This window comes from Paenibacillus sp. ACRSA (genome assembly GCF_022346845.1).
GTDB lineage: Bacteria > Bacillota > Bacilli > Paenibacillales > Paenibacillaceae > Paenibacillus.
On sequence record NZ_JAKRNP010000007.1, the window covers coordinates 107,716 to 125,088 of the forward strand.

The 17,373-nt window shown below is 44.3% G+C and carries 20 protein-coding genes; 18 read left to right on the forward strand and 2 right to left on the reverse strand.

Annotation, left to right across the window (positions count from 1 at the left end; translation table 11 throughout):
- The first annotated feature begins 16 nt into the window (after positions 1–16).
- The 5 genes from MH215_RS19885 to MH215_RS19905 all read left to right on the forward strand — a co-directional run bounded on the left by MH215_RS19885 (position 17) and on the right by MH215_RS19905 (position 3,973).
- Positions 17–202, forward strand: a complete 186-nt coding sequence (locus MH215_RS19885; RefSeq protein WP_239292973.1) for a S1 domain-containing protein — start codon at positions 17–19, stop codon at positions 200–202.
- 295 nt (positions 203–497) lie between these two features.
- Complete coding sequence (gene serS, locus MH215_RS19890) at positions 498–1,796, forward strand: serine--tRNA ligase (RefSeq protein WP_239293120.1); 1,299 nt, start codon at positions 498–500, stop codon at positions 1,794–1,796.
- Positions 1,797–2,009: 213 nt separating this feature from the next.
- Positions 2,010–2,570, forward strand: coding sequence for a nucleoside deaminase (locus MH215_RS19895; protein ID WP_239292974.1), 561 nt, complete (start codon positions 2,010–2,012; stop codon positions 2,568–2,570).
- Between the two features lie 27 nt (positions 2,571–2,597).
- Positions 2,598–3,449 (forward strand): aldo/keto reductase, encoded by an 852-nt coding sequence (locus MH215_RS19900; protein ID WP_239292975.1) that lies wholly within the window; start codon positions 2,598–2,600, stop codon positions 3,447–3,449.
- A 50-nt stretch (positions 3,450–3,499) separates the two neighbouring features.
- Positions 3,500–3,973 carry an HIT family protein gene (locus MH215_RS19905; RefSeq protein WP_239292976.1) on the forward strand — a complete coding sequence of 158 codons (474 nt, stop codon included), beginning with the start codon at positions 3,500–3,502 and terminating at the stop codon, positions 3,971–3,973.
- Positions 3,974–3,997: 24 nt separating this feature from the next.
- Here the strand turns inward: MH215_RS19905 and MH215_RS19910 are convergent, their stop codons facing one another.
- Both MH215_RS19910 and MH215_RS19915 read right to left on the reverse strand, forming a co-directional pair.
- Positions 3,998–4,843 (reverse strand): AraC family transcriptional regulator, encoded by an 846-nt coding sequence (locus tag MH215_RS19910; RefSeq protein ID WP_239292977.1) that lies wholly within the window; start codon positions 4,841–4,843, stop codon positions 3,998–4,000.
- 156 nt (positions 4,844–4,999) lie between these two features.
- Positions 5,000–5,632 (reverse strand): hypothetical protein, encoded by a 633-nt coding sequence (locus MH215_RS19915; RefSeq protein ID WP_239292978.1) that lies wholly within the window; start codon positions 5,630–5,632, stop codon positions 5,000–5,002.
- Between the two features lie 252 nt (positions 5,633–5,884).
- Here MH215_RS19915 and MH215_RS19920 point away from each other — a divergent pair, with 252 nt between their 5' ends.
- From MH215_RS19920 to MH215_RS19980, 13 genes are all read left to right on the forward strand, one after another.
- Positions 5,885–6,991, forward strand: coding sequence for an Ig-like domain-containing protein (locus tag MH215_RS19920; RefSeq protein ID WP_239292979.1), 1,107 nt, complete (start codon positions 5,885–5,887; stop codon positions 6,989–6,991).
- 264 nt (positions 6,992–7,255) lie between these two features.
- Positions 7,256–7,651 carry a ribosomal maturation YjgA family protein gene (locus tag MH215_RS19925; RefSeq protein ID WP_239292980.1) on the forward strand — a complete coding sequence of 132 codons (396 nt, stop codon included), beginning with the start codon at positions 7,256–7,258 and terminating at the stop codon, positions 7,649–7,651.
- 56 nt (positions 7,652–7,707) lie between these two features.
- Entirely contained in the window at positions 7,708–8,268 is a 561-nt protein-coding gene (locus MH215_RS19930) for a GNAT family N-acetyltransferase (RefSeq protein WP_239292981.1), read from the forward strand.
- 82 nt (positions 8,269–8,350) lie between these two features.
- A complete protein-coding gene (locus tag MH215_RS19935; RefSeq protein WP_056703862.1) occupies positions 8,351–8,680 on the forward strand; it encodes a DUF952 domain-containing protein in 330 nt (109 codons plus the stop codon).
- 111 nt (positions 8,681–8,791) lie between these two features.
- Positions 8,792–9,373: a DUF1572 family protein gene (locus MH215_RS19940; protein ID WP_239292982.1), complete on the forward strand. Its 582-nt coding sequence runs from the start codon at positions 8,792–8,794 to the stop codon at positions 9,371–9,373.
- The gene (locus MH215_RS19945; RefSeq protein WP_239292983.1) at positions 9,370–9,963 is read left to right on the forward strand and encodes a histidine phosphatase family protein; all 594 of its coding nucleotides are present in this window, start codon (positions 9,370–9,372) and stop codon (positions 9,961–9,963) included. The genes MH215_RS19940 and MH215_RS19945 overlap by 4 nt, the downstream gene beginning before the upstream one ends.
- Complete coding sequence (locus MH215_RS19950) at positions 9,964–10,800, forward strand: DUF2785 domain-containing protein (RefSeq protein WP_239292984.1); 837 nt, start codon at positions 9,964–9,966, stop codon at positions 10,798–10,800.
- Positions 10,801–10,885: 85 nt separating this feature from the next.
- Complete coding sequence (gene pxpB, locus MH215_RS19955; RefSeq protein ID WP_481857458.1) at positions 10,886–11,692, forward strand: 5-oxoprolinase subunit PxpB; 807 nt, start codon at positions 10,886–10,888, stop codon at positions 11,690–11,692.
- Positions 11,689–12,720 (forward strand): 5-oxoprolinase subunit C family protein, encoded by a 1,032-nt coding sequence (locus MH215_RS19960; RefSeq protein ID WP_239292985.1) that lies wholly within the window; start codon positions 11,689–11,691, stop codon positions 12,718–12,720. Before pxpB ends, MH215_RS19960 begins: the two co-directional genes overlap by 4 nt.
- Positions 12,717–13,484 (forward strand): LamB/YcsF family protein, encoded by a 768-nt coding sequence (locus tag MH215_RS19965; protein WP_239292986.1) that lies wholly within the window; start codon positions 12,717–12,719, stop codon positions 13,482–13,484. The genes MH215_RS19960 and MH215_RS19965 overlap by 4 nt, the downstream gene beginning before the upstream one ends.
- Positions 13,485–13,499: 15 nt before the next feature.
- Complete coding sequence (locus MH215_RS19970; RefSeq protein WP_239292987.1) at positions 13,500–13,961, forward strand: NUDIX domain-containing protein; 462 nt, start codon at positions 13,500–13,502, stop codon at positions 13,959–13,961.
- 172 nt (positions 13,962–14,133) lie between these two features.
- On the forward strand, positions 14,134–14,550 hold the full coding sequence (locus MH215_RS19975) for a pyridoxamine 5'-phosphate oxidase family protein (RefSeq protein WP_145050166.1): 417 nt from the start codon (positions 14,134–14,136) through the stop codon (positions 14,548–14,550).
- Between the two features lie 475 nt (positions 14,551–15,025).
- Positions 15,026–17,278 carry a bifunctional 2',3'-cyclic-nucleotide 2'-phosphodiesterase/3'-nucleotidase gene (locus MH215_RS19980; protein WP_239292988.1) on the forward strand — a complete coding sequence of 751 codons (2,253 nt, stop codon included), beginning with the start codon at positions 15,026–15,028 and terminating at the stop codon, positions 17,276–17,278.
- Positions 17,279–17,373: the final 95 nt, after the last annotated feature.

A 17,373-nucleotide genomic window follows, 5' to 3' on the forward strand; every position in this document is an offset into this window, starting at 1 on the left:
AAAAGTGTTAATATTTTTGCCATCAAGAATATTAACAGGTGGTGAAGAAACTGGTCGAATTCGATACTCGAACGTCACAATGCACGGCATGTCAATTGATGATCGCAAGACATTTCTGGATGTAACAACAGATGAGAAGATGATCGAGACATCCGTTCAGGGTATAGATCGGGATAATAATGTGGTTTATAAGTATGACTGAATATAAAATCGTTATCCTTCTTTATCACTTGCATTTAAACGATACTTTTGTATATACTGATAAACAACAATTACAGATCGGAACATGCCGTTGAAGAGCATCCAACTCGGAGGTGTTTTCGCCAGGGGAGCGATATTTCCCCAAGTTAACCGGAACCGCCCGTTATCGCGGACCAAGCGGCTGGAGCAGTGAACGAACTGTTTCGGCAAGTTGGGTGGCACCGCGAGCAGAGCGCTCCTCGTCCCAAGGGATGAGGGCGCTCTTTGTATTTTTACAGCCAAAGGAGACGGTGACCATGCTTGAAATGAAGTGGATCAGAGCGCATGCAGAAGAGGTGCAAGCGGCGGCAAATGGAAAGAAAATCAATATTAACATTCAAGAACTGTTAGAGCGAGACGAGGAACGCAGAGCGTTATTGCAGGAAACCGAAGAAGGTCGCAGGGTGCGTAACGCGTTGTCGGCGGATATTGGCAGAATGATGCAAGCAGGTCAGCGTGAGCAGGCAGAGGGGCTGCGTAACGAGGTAAAACAACGGAATGAGCAGTTGGAACAGCTCAAAGTTAAGCTTGAAGCGATCCAAGCAGAAGTTACGCGTATGCAATGGCTCGTACCCAATGTTGTATCGCCAGACACACCTGTAGGTACTTCGGATGCGGACAATGTAGAGCTACGCCGTGTGGGTGAAGTCCCGACATTTGAGTATAGCATGAAGGATCATGTGGAATTGGGTGAGATGCATGACCTGATTGACATTGCGCGTGGGGTGAAAATCGGTGGAACACGGAGCTATGTGCTCAAGGGAGCAGGGGTACAGCTTCACCGCGCCGTGCAACAGCTTGCGCTCGATCTGCTCTTGAAGCAGGGATTCACAGCGCTAGAGGTTCCGCTCATGGTAAGGGAGGACGCCCTACTCAACACAGGGTTTTTCCCAACAGGACGAGACCAAGTGTATGAGCTTACCGGTGAGAACAAGTGGCTGGTGGGTACTTCGGAGGTGCCGCTCGTGTCCTATTATGCGGATGAAATTGTGAATGTGGAACAACCTGTGAAGCTGGCTGCTGTATCGACGTGCTTCCGCAGCGAAGTGGGATCGGGAGGACGGGACGTACGCGGATTGTATCGTGTACATCAATTTGCCAAGGTGGAGCAGGTGATTCTCTGCGCTCCAGATGCGGAAGAGTCGGAACGCATGTTACAGGAGATTACAGGACACGCTGAGCAATTGCTGCAATTGTTAGAGCTTCCTTATCGCGTTGTAGCAGTATGTACCGGGGATATGGGGCAGAAGACGTATAAGCAGTATGATATTGAAACATGGATGCCTAGCCGGGAGGCATACGGAGAGACACATTCCTCGTCGAATTTGCATGACTTCCAGGCACGCCGTTCGAACATTCGTTGTCGTGATGCAGAAGGGAAGCTAGTATATTGTCACACCTTAAACAATACAGCCGTGGCTTCACCGCGTATTCTCATTCCACTGCTAGAGAATCATCAGCAGGCAGATGGAAGCATTCGAATTCCGGCTGCGCTCCAGCCATATATGGGCGGGGCTGAGTTTATTACATTGCCACATCTGGCGGAAGAAGAGTAAGAGAGAATTGTAATGTTGGTATGCATATGAAAGAGCAAGAATAGACCCTGAATGCAAAGAACTCCTATATCGCAATGTCACTGAGGTAATAAACTTGATGACATTGCTTGTCATAGGGGTTCTTTTTTTACATAACTAGACATCCATGAAGGAGCACCAGTATATTTCTGGAATATATTATTAATCGAAATTACTGAGATGGGAGTGTATAGGATGGACAAACATTACGACAACCTGCTGTTAGCTTTTGAAGAAGCAGAGAAGGCAAAAGATGAAGGTACATTTCCTATAGGTGCAGTTATTGTTGATGCAGATGGGACGGTTGTGAGTCGCGGTAGGAACAGAGTTTTTTCGAGTGGTGACTCCACAGCACATGCCGAAATGGACGCTATAAGGAAAGCTGGAGCGAAGATCCTTAATCTTGAGGGTAAGAGATTTATTCCTAATAACGAGCTTACCTTATATACCACTTGTGAACCTTGTCCTATGTGCACAGGTACAATCGTATTGTCTTTGATTAAAAAAGTGGTTTGGGCTGCAAATGATACGGACATAGGTGCTTTCAAAAAATTCAAGGAATTAGATAATGGATTACCCATTTATAATGATATGTTTCATAATATTGAGTTTGTTGCTGCTCCTTACAGAGATCTAGAGATGAGACAAAGAAAACTGTTAGCAGCATGGAATAATAGCCGTGGATACACCGACAATCACTGGAATAACGAATTAATATATGATACTGATGGATTATTGAGGAACTGCGAGGCGTAAGTATACCTTGAGTAGGAGGTTTTGTTCATGCGATTTCGTAAGCTAGGGAATACGGATATAGACATTCCGGTGATTGGTCAAGGGACTTGGAAGTTTGGTGAAGATCCGAGGAAAGAAAGAGATGAAGTGGAGGCATTGCGCCATGGTATCCAAAATGGACTTACTCTAATGGATACTGCAGAAGAGTACGGAGATGGTGGTGCCGAGAAATTGGTTGGTCGAGCCATTCATGATATCAGAAGTGAGGTATTCCTAGTCACTAAAGTATCAGCCAAGCATTGTTCTTACCAAGGTGTGCTTAGAGCGGCAGAGGAAAGTTTAGATCGTTTGAGAACGGATTATATAGATCTTTATTTGCAGCATTGGCCAAGCCCACAATACGAAGTTGCTGAAACGATGGAGGCTATGTCGGAACTAGTTAGTAGAGGAATAATTAAACATGTGGGCGTTAGTAATTTTACGCTCGATTTGATGAAAGAGGCACAGTACCATTTAGGTGAAATACCGTTGGTATGTAATCAATTAGCTTATCATTTACATGATCGAAGAATTGAGAAGGAAATACTACCTTTTTCTATAGAGAACAGTGTAACTATTATGGGATATTCACCTTTTGGATATGCTCCATCTAAATTCGGTAATAAAGGATTTCCGCAAGTAGGTTCCCCAGAGAGAAAGATACTCGATACCATCGGAGACAACTATGGCGTAACCGCATATCAGGTTGCAATGAACTGGATTTTAAGGCAGGAAGGTATAGTTGCCATCCCCAAAGCGGGGAGTATACAGCATATAGATGATAATTTGAGAGCCCTAGATTGGGAGTTAGATGAGGCGGACTTGGCAAAAATCGAGAGATGCTTTCCGCTGATGGACTAGGCTATAGCTAACTACCTTGTAATACATATCAAAGGAGTTGTATGGAATCCATGACAGCATCATTCTCACATAGACCCGAAGGATACGAGTGTCCATTTTGTTGTATATGGGGTATCGATGGGTCTAATCAAGGAACCAAGCAAAGAGAGATCATCTATCAGAACGAAAAGGTAACGGCATTTATCGCACGTAAATGGTGGCCGAACAATAAGGGGCATGTGCTCATCATTCCTAATCAACATTTCGAGAATATCTTTGACCTTCCTGCCGATTATGCTGCTGAAATCCACCGCGCGGCTCAGCTTACAGCACTTGCCATGAAGAATACATATGGATGTGATGGGATTTCTACGCGGCAACATAATGAACCTGCCGGCAATCAAGACGTATGGCATTATCATCTGCATGTCTACCCTAGATATGTGGACGATCAACTGTATCTATCACAAGGTGCTAATTCTGATCCAGAGGAACGTGCTCTTTATGCTGACAAGCTGCGTTCCTGGATCAATGAAAACTCGTAAAATCTAGGAGGATATATCAACGCATCATTTAATGGGTATCCAGATTTGAGGTGGTTGATTAGGCCCGGGATAGACCTCAAATTCGGGGATGCCAGCATGTTCATAAGGGTTGGAGGGGAACCATTCTGTGATGATCTGTTTCCACAGAGCCTGCATACTTGCGGGCATCGGTCCTTGCACTTCAAATACACACCATTTGGAAGCAGGAATTAGAAGCGTCGATAATCCTTCAGGTACTTCTCCATCGTATGAGGTAGCAATCCAGTATTCCATTTGTTTCTCATGAATCTCGTTCTGATCCACACAGACACCAAGAATGCCTTGAATCAATCCGTTATTTAGTTGAAACAAGCGATCCTCAGCTCCACTGTGATATGCATCTTGCCACATCGTAGAGATTCCAGACAAGTGTTCTCCGTTTATATACGAAAAGGATTGTTGGATTCCTACCACCGAAAATTCATCATGTTCTACCAACTTATAATTCATGGGTTCTGCTCCTTTTAAGCTAATCTGGATAGCTAGGCGGTTATACGCCTTGATAGAGATCTTATTCAGGCGGGCTTCACTAGGGGAGAACCCGTGATGTCTGCGAAAAGCTTTAGAAAATGATTCTGGCGTGTCATATCCGTACTTGAACGCTAGATCAATGATTTTGCCATCGCTTTGTAGTAGCTCATACGCTGCTAATGTTAAGCGTCTCCGCCTGATATATTCTGCAACTGTTACATCAGCTAACAAAGAAAATGTACGTTGAAAATGAAAGAGAGACAGGTTGGTTTTAGCTGCAATTTGTTCAATGGTCATGTCCTCAAGCAGATGATCTTCAATATATTGAATAGCTGTTTGTAAGGGTTGAATCCATTTCATGTTGTGATCACTCCTTGATTCATAGCATACAAGATGGTTGCTTCACTAGCCTGTCTTTTTCTGCTTGAATTTGTCCGTTTGTTTATATAGTTGTAGGTATGGTTTCTTCAAAAAAATGCATGAAACTCTGAGAGTCTACTGCCCCGCTATTTACGTTTAAGAAAACTGCCAAAAACCTGAAATGGGATGTTCGATCTCGGTTCCTGCTTTAGCGAAAATATATAGTGAACCAAAATAAAAAGGATAACTGCCATCCTCTTGAATCAATGTGTCAGGATAACCGTCTTCATCGACTTGGAAAAAGAATGAAAATAACTCTTCCTTAAGTTTGGCCAAATAATAGTCTTCATTTTGAATCAGTCTCGGGGTGCCTCCCACTTTGATTAAAAAGGATCGATCCATGGATTCTTCATCGTTAGTTAGTTGACCAGCAGAGATGATGTGTTTGATAAGACTTGAATTAGCAAAGGTAGTATTCGTGCTTTCCGCTGAAATAGGATGCTCAATCACCTTAACCAAGCAGTTTGGATAAATGTTGTTCTCCAAATGCACATCACTGCCTTCCGGGATAAAAATTGAAATCATGCTATCTTGCTTAAAGGGATGGTTGAGAACTAGATAAAAAACATACTTTTGGTTGTGATCATAAATGAGGTCTGAGTGATTATCAAAAAAAACCAGCGCATTCCCGCCAATCCAGCCTGCTCCGTGTTCGTTCGTTAAATCCAATTTCGCGTAATAAAGGATACAAACTGATCTCTTGATTAAAATATTGGTTTTGTTCTCCATCGTCCTGTTCAACTCCCCTCAAAACTAACATTAACGTCACAGCTTTGATAAAAAAGTATTCGCTGAATTAAATAGTGCTGGTTCGAATTCGTATAGTTCTTATTTTATTATAATGAACGCTCGCAGTAGATATAATGTCGATTTTTAGTTTAGATGCTCTGCATGGTAATATTACAATTCACTTTTGTGCATATAGATTCCGATATACTATAATAGAAGTAAAATACTGGATAGTAGGAGGATGAAAAGTTCATGATTAGTATGAAACAGGCACTTCGCGGAGCACTTGCTCTAGTTCTTGTATTCGGGGTGCTAGCACCAACACTAGTTTTTGCCGCTACAGGAGATGTCACTTCAATTGAGATCACCAATGAGAGCCCACAGAAAATGAGTGTTTCTGAGACGGCTACACTTCAGGTCATGGCCGTTATTGAAGGTTTTGATAATAAACAGGATGTGACAGCGGGAGTTACGTGGTCAACCAGTAATGCAGCTGTTGCAACCATTGCTAAGGGGAAAGTTAAGGCTGTGTCAGCAGGCCAAGCAACGATCATTGCCCAGCTTGATGGAGCGAAGACTGAGCTTGTGGTTCAGGTTCAGGATAAAATTAAGAGCATCAAAGCTTCGCCTAACTCCTATAGTTTTGTCAAAGGTAGTGAAGGTACATTGCCGAAAGTAACGATTACCCGTGCGAATGGCAAGTCAGAAGACGTCACTTCGGAGATTGTATGGACAGTTTCTAGCTCGTCGGCTGTGTTGGAAGACGGGAAGATCAGAGGTATTACGCCTGGTCGCGTATTATTACAAGGAAAGTACGGTTCAACAACGGTGAAAGTGCCGGTTGCCATCACAGATGTGATTACTAAGATTGATGTAACGCCGAAGGCATTACAACTCAACATCAAGAAGTCAAAGGCATTGAAAGTAATTGGTACATATGCGAATGGCAAAACGATCAATCTATCGAAACAGGTGATCTGGACCTCTTCTAATAATGGTGTAGCTACAGTCAAAAATGGTACCGTTAAGACGTTGACTGAAGGACAAGCAACCTTGACAGGGACGTATCAAGATCAGACAATAACCGTAGAGGTTACTGTCGTACCTTTGCTCAAAAAGCTGATTACAGGGCAGAAAAAACTAGTGTTATCTCCACAAGGAAGCACAACAATCAGCTTGATGGCTCAGTACGATACAGGCAAAATGACTGTCGTAACCAACAGTGCAGTATGGACCAGCACGAAGCCGGGTGTAGCGACGGTAACAAATGGGAAGATTCAAGCGGTATCTAAGGGCAAGACCTCCATTGTAGCCAAATGGGGAAACAAAAAGGTGAGCATACCTGTAACAGTAAAATAATCTCAGGACTAGAACACGGTCTGTAACATGATACGTATCAGGTGACAACTCGCAATATATATGTAATATTTATACAATAGCCAAGAAGCAGGGAGCGTAGATTATACGCTCCTTTCTTGTAACCTTTATCAGAATCGCAAGGATTGGATGTGATCATTTGAAAGGATCCATTATAAGTTCAGATTGGAACTTGAATGATGTGGCTTATCTTCGATATCTCCTTTTGTGGTTTCTCTCTGCACTGACATTTCAGATGAGTGACGAGTGAGACGCAGACTTGTTTATTTCATAGCAACGATCATCACGATGGGGCTAGGTCTTGCTTCGCGTCATTATGGAGATCGGTTACCCGATTGGGTGAGTGAACATACAGGAGATGCTTTGTGGGCAGGAATGATTTATTTTGGTGTACGCATGGTATGGCACAGGCATAGTGCAATTTGGGCAGTGATGATTAGTTTGCTGTTCTGTTGGATGATCGAATTCTCACAATTGATTCAGACACCATGGCTGAACGAACTTCGTTCAACGTTGTTAGGCGCACTTATTTTAGGCCATGGTTTCCTTGTGGTTGATCTCATTCGTTATTCTGCTGGTATTCTGTGTGTGTATATGTTGGATCGTTATTTCCCGAGCAATATCAATCACAATCACATGTAAGATGGGAAGCAGGTTTTAGTATAGGTACCGATAGAGGTATCGATAAGGAGATGCTGATGATGAATGTGGACAAGCTGTTTAGTGAATCCCCGGAATTTGAGACAGAGCGATTGTTACTAAGACGTCTCACTATGAGTGATGTTGAGGAGTATTTCCAATTTGCTTCAGATCCACGTGTGAGTGAACAGAGCTTGTGGAATTGTCATGAGACGATGGAGGACTCCTTTTATTATATTCAACGTGTCTTGGACAACTATGAGCGTAAAACAGTCCATATATGGGCTTTTATCTGGAAAGAGACAGGTCGATTGATTGGAAGAGGCGGGATCTTTGATCTGAATGAGTCTATGCAGAGTGCTGAACTAGGATATGCTATATCTAGTTTATATTGGAATCAAGGTGTTGCATCTGAAGCGATGCAGCCGATTGTAAATTATTGTTTTGAAGAGCTCGACTGCAATCGTCTAGGTGGTAAATGCAATGCAGGTAATATAGGATCTGCGCGGGTGATGGAGAAGATAGGTATGTCATATGAAGGTATACTGCGTAAGCAATTGAAAATCAAAGGTGTCTTCACGGATCAGAAAATATACTCCCGAATTCGGGATGATCTATAATACATGAATGACGGATTTAAGTTGTAATGTTATAACATTGGTTTTGCTTTGAACTTTACATATGAATACAGGAGGTATAGCGATGATCTACAGCATCATATCCCGCTCCACTTGGGAGCAACTATCGGGGGAGAGCTTCTATGCTCCTGACAGCTTGAAGACAGATGGATTCATTCATTGTTCTACGAAAGAGCAGATTCCGTGGGTAGCTGGGCAATATTATGAAGGACGTACCGATCTGCTCCTGCTTGGTATAGATGAGAAAGTATTACAAGCAGAAATGGTATATGAGGATTTGTACAACTTAGACGAACTTTTCCCACATATTTATGGTCAGCTTAATCTGGATGCCGTGCACAAGGTTCTCGATTTTAGCCCAAATGAAGATGGATCATTTTCTTTTCCGGAATAGTTAGATAAGTGCTGATTCTAATCATATAAACCTTAACAGGATGAGCTTAATCATCTGATCGCTATGTGGAAATTGAAATTAACATTCTCATATTAGGAAAGGTGTGATGTTATGAATCTCAATCAAAGCTTTCTGGAGACTGCCGAGAAACAATTTTTATATTATAAACAGCTCGGGGATAAAGCCATAGCACAACTGGAGCCTGAGCAATTATTTCAATCCTGGAATGAAGATACGAACAGCATTGCTGTGATTGTGAAGCATCTATGGGGCAATATGTTATCCCGTTGGACAGATGTGTTGACGACAGATGGAGAGAAGGCGTGGCGGGAACGTGATGCTGAATTTATCAACGATCTGTCTACTCGGGAGGAAGTGCTGGATAAATGGGAGGAAGGTTGGCACTGTCTGTTGAGCGCGATTCGTTCGTTCACACCCGATCAATTATCCCATATCATATACATTCGTAATGAGGGCCATACCGTCATGGAGGCAATCATCCGCCAGCTAGCACATTATCCGTATCATGTTGGACAGATCGTTTATGTCGCCAAAATGCTCAAAGAGACGTCATGGGATAGCTTATCCATTCCGCGAAATGGGTCTAACCTCTATAATGGCGAGAAATTCGCCAAGCCTAAGATGACAAAGCATTTTACAGACGAGGAACTTAAAAGGGAGGAACCCAAATGACACAATTAACTCTAATTCGTCATGGGAGTACAGCTTGGAATAAAGAGAAGCGATCACAGGGACAGACGGACAACCCGCTGGATCAAGAAGGCAGAGAACAGGCGTTATTGCTTGCCGCAAGACTTAGCTCAGATTCATGGGATGCGATCTACGCTAGTGATCTGGAACGCGCCAGCGAGACCGCTCGAATCATCGGTGATCGATTGGAGATCAAGGAGATTCACCTCGATCCACGTCTACGTGAAATGGGCGGAGGTCAGGTCGAAGGAACAACAGAAGAGGAACGGGTGTCACGGTGGGGCGCAGATTGGAGCAGCATAGAGTTGGGAAGAGAAACAGCTGATGCGGGAACGTCACGTGGCATGGAGGTCATTGAAGAAATCTGCCGTAAGCATCCACATGATCGAGTACTTGTCGTTAGCCATGGAGCGATACTCCGTAACACTCTTAGAGGATTGCTGCCTGAACTTGATGTAAGTGTTAAGCTGTCCAATACTTCCGTTACCCGGATCGAAAAGAAGGCAGAGGCTTGGGGTTGTGAGTTGTACAACTGCAGCGTACATCTGAATACTACCGAAGGAACGCGATAGATGGAAGCTTCAGCGCTTAAAGAACAGTTGCAGTTTTTCAGAAGGGACGATACATCGCCGTCTGACATTGAGAACCCATATGAAGTGGCATTGCATATGTTGCGACATATTGGGAGCACGGATCCAGTTCTGCGGGATGAACTTATCTATGTTACATTTGCAACATGGATTGCGCATGGTGTGTTCTCTGCTGCTCAGCTACGGGAAATATTGCATATAGCAATAGATGATGAACATCTCTTCTATCGTCTGGGTGAGCAGGGGACGGACAGTGTGTTTACAAGAACATTTTCGGTGTTGCTCATACCCCCTATTCTTAGTATGGATCGGCAAAGCTCTTTTCTGAAAAATGCAGATATCGAGCTTGTTCAGGGACGTTTAGTTACGTACTATAAAGAAGAGATGGATATTCGAGGGTACGTTGAGGATAAGGGATGGGCGCATGCCCCAGCCCATGGTGCAGATGCCGCCGAGGATCTCGCGCAATCGTCTAATATCGATCGATCTGGCTTGAGGCAGCTATTGGCAGCACTTGCTGTGAAAATAACGGAACCCAGTACAGTGTACATCTACGATGAGGATCAACGGATCGCGTACGCTGTCGTAACGATTCTCCGCCGGAATATGTTGGAGTTAGATGATATTGCAAGTTGGATAGATTCTCTTCAACGTTCGAATTCTAGGGGAACCCAGACACTGCAAGAGACCAGCCAGCAGGCGATGAATGTACGAGTCTTTCTGCAAACTCTATATTTTATAATTCGGACAGAAGAGGCAGAGCCGTTTACATTTGTTCGTCACGAAATTATAAAGGTTATTGATAAAGCCAGTCTTTGACGCGATATGCTTATCGGCATAATCAGCATCCAATATGGATCCAACCTGAAAGGTGATGACTAATCTGAGGTGAGGAGGAGAGAGCTTGAATACACCAATGTATTTATGGACCGAAGAGATGTTGTCTCCTATAAGTGAGTCAGGAATAATGATACGTTGCGGGGATATGATCTCCGATGAGGTTCACCAGCGAGTGATGTCCGTCTGCTCCATGTTGGATCATATGCTTATACCAGGATTAATAGAGGCTGTTCCATCATTTGCATCGGTCACACTTTTCTACGACCCGTATCTGCTGATGGAATATATGTCTAGCAGTCTAGATTCTACATCTACGATAATAGAAATAGGTGGATTATACCAACGCTCACGAGCTGATGCATCAACCTCCTCCCCTTACATATACTTGCGTAACCTCCTCCTCACCTCTTTACAAGGATTACAATCGGTATCACCCAAACAAACCAGAACGGTTACGATACCTGTATGTTATGGGGGGGAGTTTGGGCCGGACCTCGAATATGTAGCGTCAGTGCATGCATTAACGCCAGATGAGGTAATTGCTATTCATACGGCAGGTGAATATTTGGTACAAATGCTTGGGTTTGCCCCGGGGTTTCCTTATCTGGGTGGACTATCTGCGCGTATTGCCACACCGAGACGGGCAACGCCAAGACTTCGTGTGGAAGCTGGCACAGTTGGAATCGGCGGTGAGCAAACGGGTATATATCCGCTCGCGACTCCTGGGGGGTGGCAATGTATTGGGCGAACCCCAATCGCATTGTTTCGTCCGGATAACAATCCACCTAGTTTATTGTCTGCGGGGGATCGGGTTCGCTTCACACCTATATCCATTCAAGAGTATTTCGAACATCAGGGGGCTAAGTCATGAGCATGGAAGTGATCCGCTCAGGTCTGTTGTCCACCGTTCAGGATGAAGGTAGATTTGGACAACGTCGATACGGGATTCATCCCGGAGGAGCTATGGATACCTTTGCTGCGAGGGTGTCTAACATGTTAGTGGGCAATACTCGGAATGCAGCCGTAATTGAGATGACGATGACAGGGTCAGAGCTCCGATTCGAGGAAGACCAGTTGATCTCCTTATGCGGAGCTGATCTGTCAGCAATGGTAGATGATATAGATATTCCCATGTGGCGACCCATTGTAATTCCTGCCAGAGCAGTCTTACGATTCGGACGATGTCGCTCAGGGCTTCGAACATATATGGCGGTTGCAGGTGGCATCGATGTACCTGTGATCATGGGAAGTCGGAGTACAGATCTGAAGACCGGAATTGGTGGTATCAATGGACGCGCATTGCGTGATGGTGACAAGCTGAGTATCGGGAACCCTTCTACAGAAGCGAGCATGATCTTGGATTTCTGGGGGACGAAACGGAAGTCTGATGTTCATCATGTGAAAGCAACTGCATGGTATTTCTCCAGCAATGAATGGCCTGGCTACCACGCGGAGCCTGTTATCCGTATTGTACCGGGCATAGAGGATCGTGGATTTACGGAAGAAAGCTTACGAAAATTTTACGAAGACCCTTACCTTGTATCGCCTCAATCGGATCGAATGGGCTATCGCATGCAAGGTGCTGTCCTGGAACGGAAGCAAGGCCAGAATCGATTATCTGAAGCGGTCACCTATGGAACAGTGCAGATTCCTGCGGACGGTCAGCCGATCATTTTGATGGCAGATCATCAGACGATAGGCGGCTATCCTGTACTTGGTCAGGTTGCCAAGGTTGATCTACCTATTTTGGCGCAGGCTAGACCTGGAACAAGGGTTACTTTTAAACGGATTAAATCTAGGGAAGCAGAGATATTATGGCTTGAACAGGAGAAGCATCTACGATTGGCTGAGAATTTCATTCGCAGTAGGATGGCAGCGGGAATGGAGGAACTTCGGTGAAACAAGTGGATATGAACTGTGATCTAGGTGAAAGTTACGGAATCTATCAAATGGAATCGGACGAAGGGATACTGCCTTTAATCACTTCTGCCAATATTGCCTGTGGATTTCATGCCGGCGATCCGGGGACGATGAGACGTACTGTAGAGCTTGCCATGGAACATCATGTCGCTATTGGTGCCCATCCGGGTCTACCTGATCTGCAAGGGTTTGGCAGAAGACGCATGGAAATCACGCCACGAGAAGCCTATGATATGTTGGTTTATCAACTGGGTGCTTTGGATGCGTTTGTCCGTGTTCAAGGGGGGAAGATGCATCATGTGAAGCCTCATGGAGCTCTGTACAATATGGCTGCGGTGGATGCTGGTTTGGCAGAGGCAATTGCGGAGGCTATCTATCAGGTCCAGCCTGAACTGTATCTATACGGTCTTGCAGGCAGCGCGATGATTGAAGCAGCAGATCGCATAGGTTTGCGTAGTGTGAGCGAGGTATTTGCAGATCGAACCTATGGTGCAGATGGTATGTTGACCCCGCGTAGTCAGGCTGGGGCGCTTATCCAGCATACAGAACAATCGCTTGCTCAGGTACTTCGTATGGTGAAGGAGGGGCTTGTTGATACTACTGCAGGAACGAGCGTACCTATTAAAGCGGAGACGATATGTATACATGGTGACGGGGCACATGCCCTTACGTTTGCACGCCAGATTCGTGCTATGCTTGAGACCGAGGGGATTACCCTGTCTGCAATAGGAACAAATGGATGAGTAGGAGAGATAAACATGACTAAACCGATACGTAATTCAGCGAAAGCTGTGATTGTACAGGATGGACGATTGCTCGTGATTCGTGTGGAGGATCAGTATGGTACAGCTTATATTTTCCCTGGTGGGGGACAAGACAAATATGAGGAGTTGAAGGACACCGTACTGCGGGAATGTCTCGAAGAGATTGGACAAGCAGTTGCGGTTGGGGACTTGATGCACATTCGGGAGTATATCGGTAAAAATCATGAGTTCGCCGAGTGGGATGCGGATTACCATCAGGTCGAATTTTATTTTGCATGCAGTTTAATAGATCCGGCAGCTACGAACTATGAAGGTTCTAATCCAGACAACCATCAGGTGGGTGTGGAGTGGATCGCGCTTGAAGACTTGTCTAAGGTTCGTTTATATCCGAAAAAAATCGGAGAGATGCTGCTCGCACAGGATTCCTCCAAGATCTATCTTGGTGATCTGAACTAACAGTAGTGAATCAAATAGATGTGCCTACTTTGATATGTAAACATTTTTACAAATAAAATTTCCAGTATTGTCACGTTTGCTAGTCCGGTTCATGGATTCACCAATGATGAGGTGGGTACACTATAAGTACAGGCTTATATACAACTCCCCAAACCCGAAAGGAGCAATTCCCATGAACCGGACTGAATTGGAACAGAACATTGTAAAGGCATTAGAGAATAATCCGTTTTGCAGCTTCTCAACAGTGGAAAATGGCAAACCCAAATCTCGTTACATGGCTCTGTTTAACGATGGAATGAATATTCATCTCGCAACGAATCGTCGTACTCATAAGGTAGAGGAACTGGAGAACAATCCGAATGTAAGCCTTCTGCTTGGTTATGAGTCGGGTGGCTCCAAAGAAGTCGTTGAGGTTGAAGGAACGTGTGAAATTACGAAGAATGAAGCTTTGCGTGAGCAGGTGTGGAATGATGAATTGAAGGCATGGTTTGACGGTCCTCAGGATCCGAATTATGTCATTCTGGACATTACACCAACGCGGATTGAATATACAGGGAAAGATCATGAACATCAAGTGTGGGAACAATAAGATTCGTACGTATGAATCACCTTTTGCGAACGATGTGTCAATGCACTGTTTCGGAAGAGGTTTCAACCGCGAGGCCATGTGGCTTCGCGGTTTTTTGAGGTTAGACATAATCGTTCTAAAATGGATATACATGTAAGATAGGTGTAATATACGTATTTGGCAAGGGAAGTAAACTGTTTTTACATAAAAGTGCGAGAAATTTGTCGAAATTACGCATGATTATGTAAAGTGATGCGGGTATGTGCGGATAACGTAAAAAAATAAAGCTTTTCAATGACTTCACATTGCGGTATTATTTGGAATGTAAACGACACGCACAGATATGAATAGATGTTCATGTGAGATAAACTAACCTGAGGTTTTGATGGGTTCATCAGAAGCTCAGCACGCACAACCCATGGAATCTATCTTGGTCTGCGCTTGTTCGTTTGCGTACTAATGCATGATTTAATGTACATAACCGGGAGGGGTTATTTTGAAAAAGAGTAAGAAAGTATTATCAAGCCTGACTGCCGCTTTGATTGCATTTAACGTGCTTGCGGTATTTCCAGTACCTGTATCGGCTGCAGACGCTGCCAAAGTTAAATTGCGGATTATGGAAACGACAGATATTCACGTCAATCTGCACAACTATGACTATTATTCTGACAAGGAAACCGATCAGTATGGATTGGCTAAGACAGCAACCCTGATCAAAAATGCACGTGAAGAAGCGAAGAATAGCCTGTTGTTTGACAATGGTGACTTGATTCAAGGGAACCCACTGGGGGATTATGTTGCCAAGATTGATCCACTGAAAAAGGGTGAGACTCACCCTGTATATAAAGCAATGAACCTGCTTGATTATGATGCAGGGAACATTGGTAACCACGAGTTTAACTATGGGCTAGATTTCTTGGATATGACGCTGGAAGGCGCTAATTTCCCTTATATCAATGCCAATGTATACATCGATGACGGTGATGATGATGAAACAAATGACAAGAACTACTTCACACCGTACGAAATTCTAGACAAAAAAGTAACGGACGAAGATGGCAAGGAGCACACGATCAAAGTGGGTGTAATTGGCTTCGTTCCACCACAGATTATGCAATGGGATAGCGCTAATCTTGAGGGCAAAGTTATTGCCAAAGATATTATCGCTACTGCGAAAAAATTCGTTCCACAAATGAAAGCTGAGGGTGCAGACATTATTGTGGCTATTCCTCACTCCGGTTTCGAGGATATCCCTCAAACAGACCTGATGGAGAATTCCGTATTATATCTGAGCCAAGTTGAAGGCATTAATGCGATCTTGTTTGGACATGCACACAAAATTTTCCCGAGTGCTGATTTTGCAGGCAAAAAAGGTGTAGACCTTGAAAAAGGTACAATTAACGGCGTTCCTTCTGTTGAGCCAGGTTTCTGGGGAGATCATCTTGGCATTATCGATCTGGATCTGGAGCAAGTAGACGGCGAGTGGAAAGTAGTAGATTCTTCTACAGAAGCACGCCCAATCTATGACACAGCGAACAAAAAACCGTTGGTGGACGCTGACCAAGAGATCATTGACGCTGTTCACGAAGAGCACGAAGGTACGCTTGAGTATGTTCGTGGTCCGGTTGGTGAGACAACTGCACCAATTAACAGCTACTTTGCACTGGTTCAGGATGATCCATCCATTCAGATCGTAACCAATGCACAGAAATGGTATGTTGAGAAACATTTGCAAGGAACAGAGTATGAAGATATCCCTGTGTTGTCTGCTGGAGCGCCGTTCAAAGCAGGCGGACGTTCAGGTGCTTCGTACTACACGAACATTCCTGCAGGAACAATTGCAATCAAGAACGTAGCGGATCTGTACGTATATCCAAATACGGTACATGCCGTTGAAATTAACGGTGCTGAACTTAAAGAATGGCTCGAATGGTCTGCGGGACAATTCAATCAGATCGACCCTGCCAAAGGTGGCCAGCAACAATTAATCAATATGGACTTCCCAACGTATAACTTTGACGTTATTGATGGGGTGACATATCAGATCGATGTGACACAACCGGCAAAATACGATGCCAAAGCAACAGTTATTAATGAATCGGCAAGCCGAATTAAAGACTTGAGCTTTGAAGGCAAACCGGTTGATCCAGAACAAAAGTTCATCGTAGCTACTAACAACTATCGTGCTTCTTCATCCAAGTTGGCGAATCCAGACGGTAAACGTATCGTTCTGGCCGCTCCGGATGAGAACCGTCAGGTGATTATTGATTATATCCGTGAGAACAAAACGATTAACCCAACAGCTGATGGGAACTGGTCTTTGGCACCAATTAAACCGTCAGCAGGTGTAACTGCTGCAGCATTGAATGACCTCGAAGTAGTATTTGCTTCTTCCCCAGATGCGAAGGCTCTGGTTGAAGCTAATCCAGCGATGTCTTTCATCGGCACAAATGAAGATGGTTTTGCTGAGTATGGATTGAAATTGACAGGAGACACGGCGACAACTCCAACAACAGGAGCTGAACCTACTCCAGCACCAAATCCGACACCTACACCGGCTCCAACACCTAAGCCACAACCGGAAAAACCTACAAAGGACAACGTTGTATATGTGGTGAAAAAAGGAGATAACCTGTACCGTATCGGTTTGAAATATGGTGTGGACTGGCGCAAACTCGTAACGGCAAATGCAATTAAAGATGTGCACAATTTGAAAGTTGGACAGAAAATCATAATTCCTGCTTCCTAATATGCAGAATGACGACCGACAGTCTTGAGACTGTCGGTCTTTTTGATTGCTGAAAGTTCAATTCCCGTCATAGAGGAAGTCACCAAAACAGTAGA

Bases quoted from the DNA above. Each gene is read 5' to 3' on its own strand.
- MH215_RS19900 (WP_239292975.1), top strand. From the start codon at position 2,598: ATGCGATTTCGTAAGCTAGGGAATACGGATATAGACATTCCGGTGATT.
- serS (WP_239293120.1), top strand. From the start codon at position 498: ATGCTTGAAATGAAGTGGATCAGAGCGCATGCAGAAGAGGTGCAAGCG.
- MH215_RS19905 (WP_239292976.1), top strand. From the start codon at position 3,500: ATGACAGCATCATTCTCACATAGACCCGAAGGATACGAGTGTCCATTT.
- MH215_RS19970 (WP_239292987.1), top strand. From the start codon at position 13,500: ATGACTAAACCGATACGTAATTCAGCGAAAGCTGTGATTGTACAGGAT.
- MH215_RS19950 (WP_239292984.1), top strand. From the start codon at position 9,964: ATGGAAGCTTCAGCGCTTAAAGAACAGTTGCAGTTTTTCAGAAGGGAC.
- MH215_RS19940 (WP_239292982.1), top strand. From the start codon at position 8,792: ATGAATCTCAATCAAAGCTTTCTGGAGACTGCCGAGAAACAATTTTTA.
- MH215_RS19895 (WP_239292974.1), top strand. From the start codon at position 2,010: ATGGACAAACATTACGACAACCTGCTGTTAGCTTTTGAAGAAGCAGAG.
- MH215_RS19920 (WP_239292979.1), top strand. From the start codon at position 5,885: ATGATTAGTATGAAACAGGCACTTCGCGGAGCACTTGCTCTAGTTCTT.
- MH215_RS19935 (WP_056703862.1), top strand. From the start codon at position 8,351: ATGATCTACAGCATCATATCCCGCTCCACTTGGGAGCAACTATCGGGG.
- MH215_RS19960 (WP_239292985.1), top strand. From the start codon at position 11,689: ATGAGCATGGAAGTGATCCGCTCAGGTCTGTTGTCCACCGTTCAGGAT.
- MH215_RS19910 (WP_239292977.1), bottom strand. From the start codon at position 4,843: ATGAAATGGATTCAACCCTTACAAACAGCTATTCAATATATTGAAGAT.
- MH215_RS19945 (WP_239292983.1), top strand. From the start codon at position 9,370: ATGACACAATTAACTCTAATTCGTCATGGGAGTACAGCTTGGAATAAA.
- MH215_RS19915 (WP_239292978.1), bottom strand. From the start codon at position 5,632: ATGGAGAACAAAACCAATATTTTAATCAAGAGATCAGTTTGTATCCTT.
- MH215_RS19930 (WP_239292981.1), top strand. From the start codon at position 7,708: ATGATGAATGTGGACAAGCTGTTTAGTGAATCCCCGGAATTTGAGACA.
- MH215_RS19975 (WP_145050166.1), top strand. From the start codon at position 14,134: ATGAACCGGACTGAATTGGAACAGAACATTGTAAAGGCATTAGAGAAT.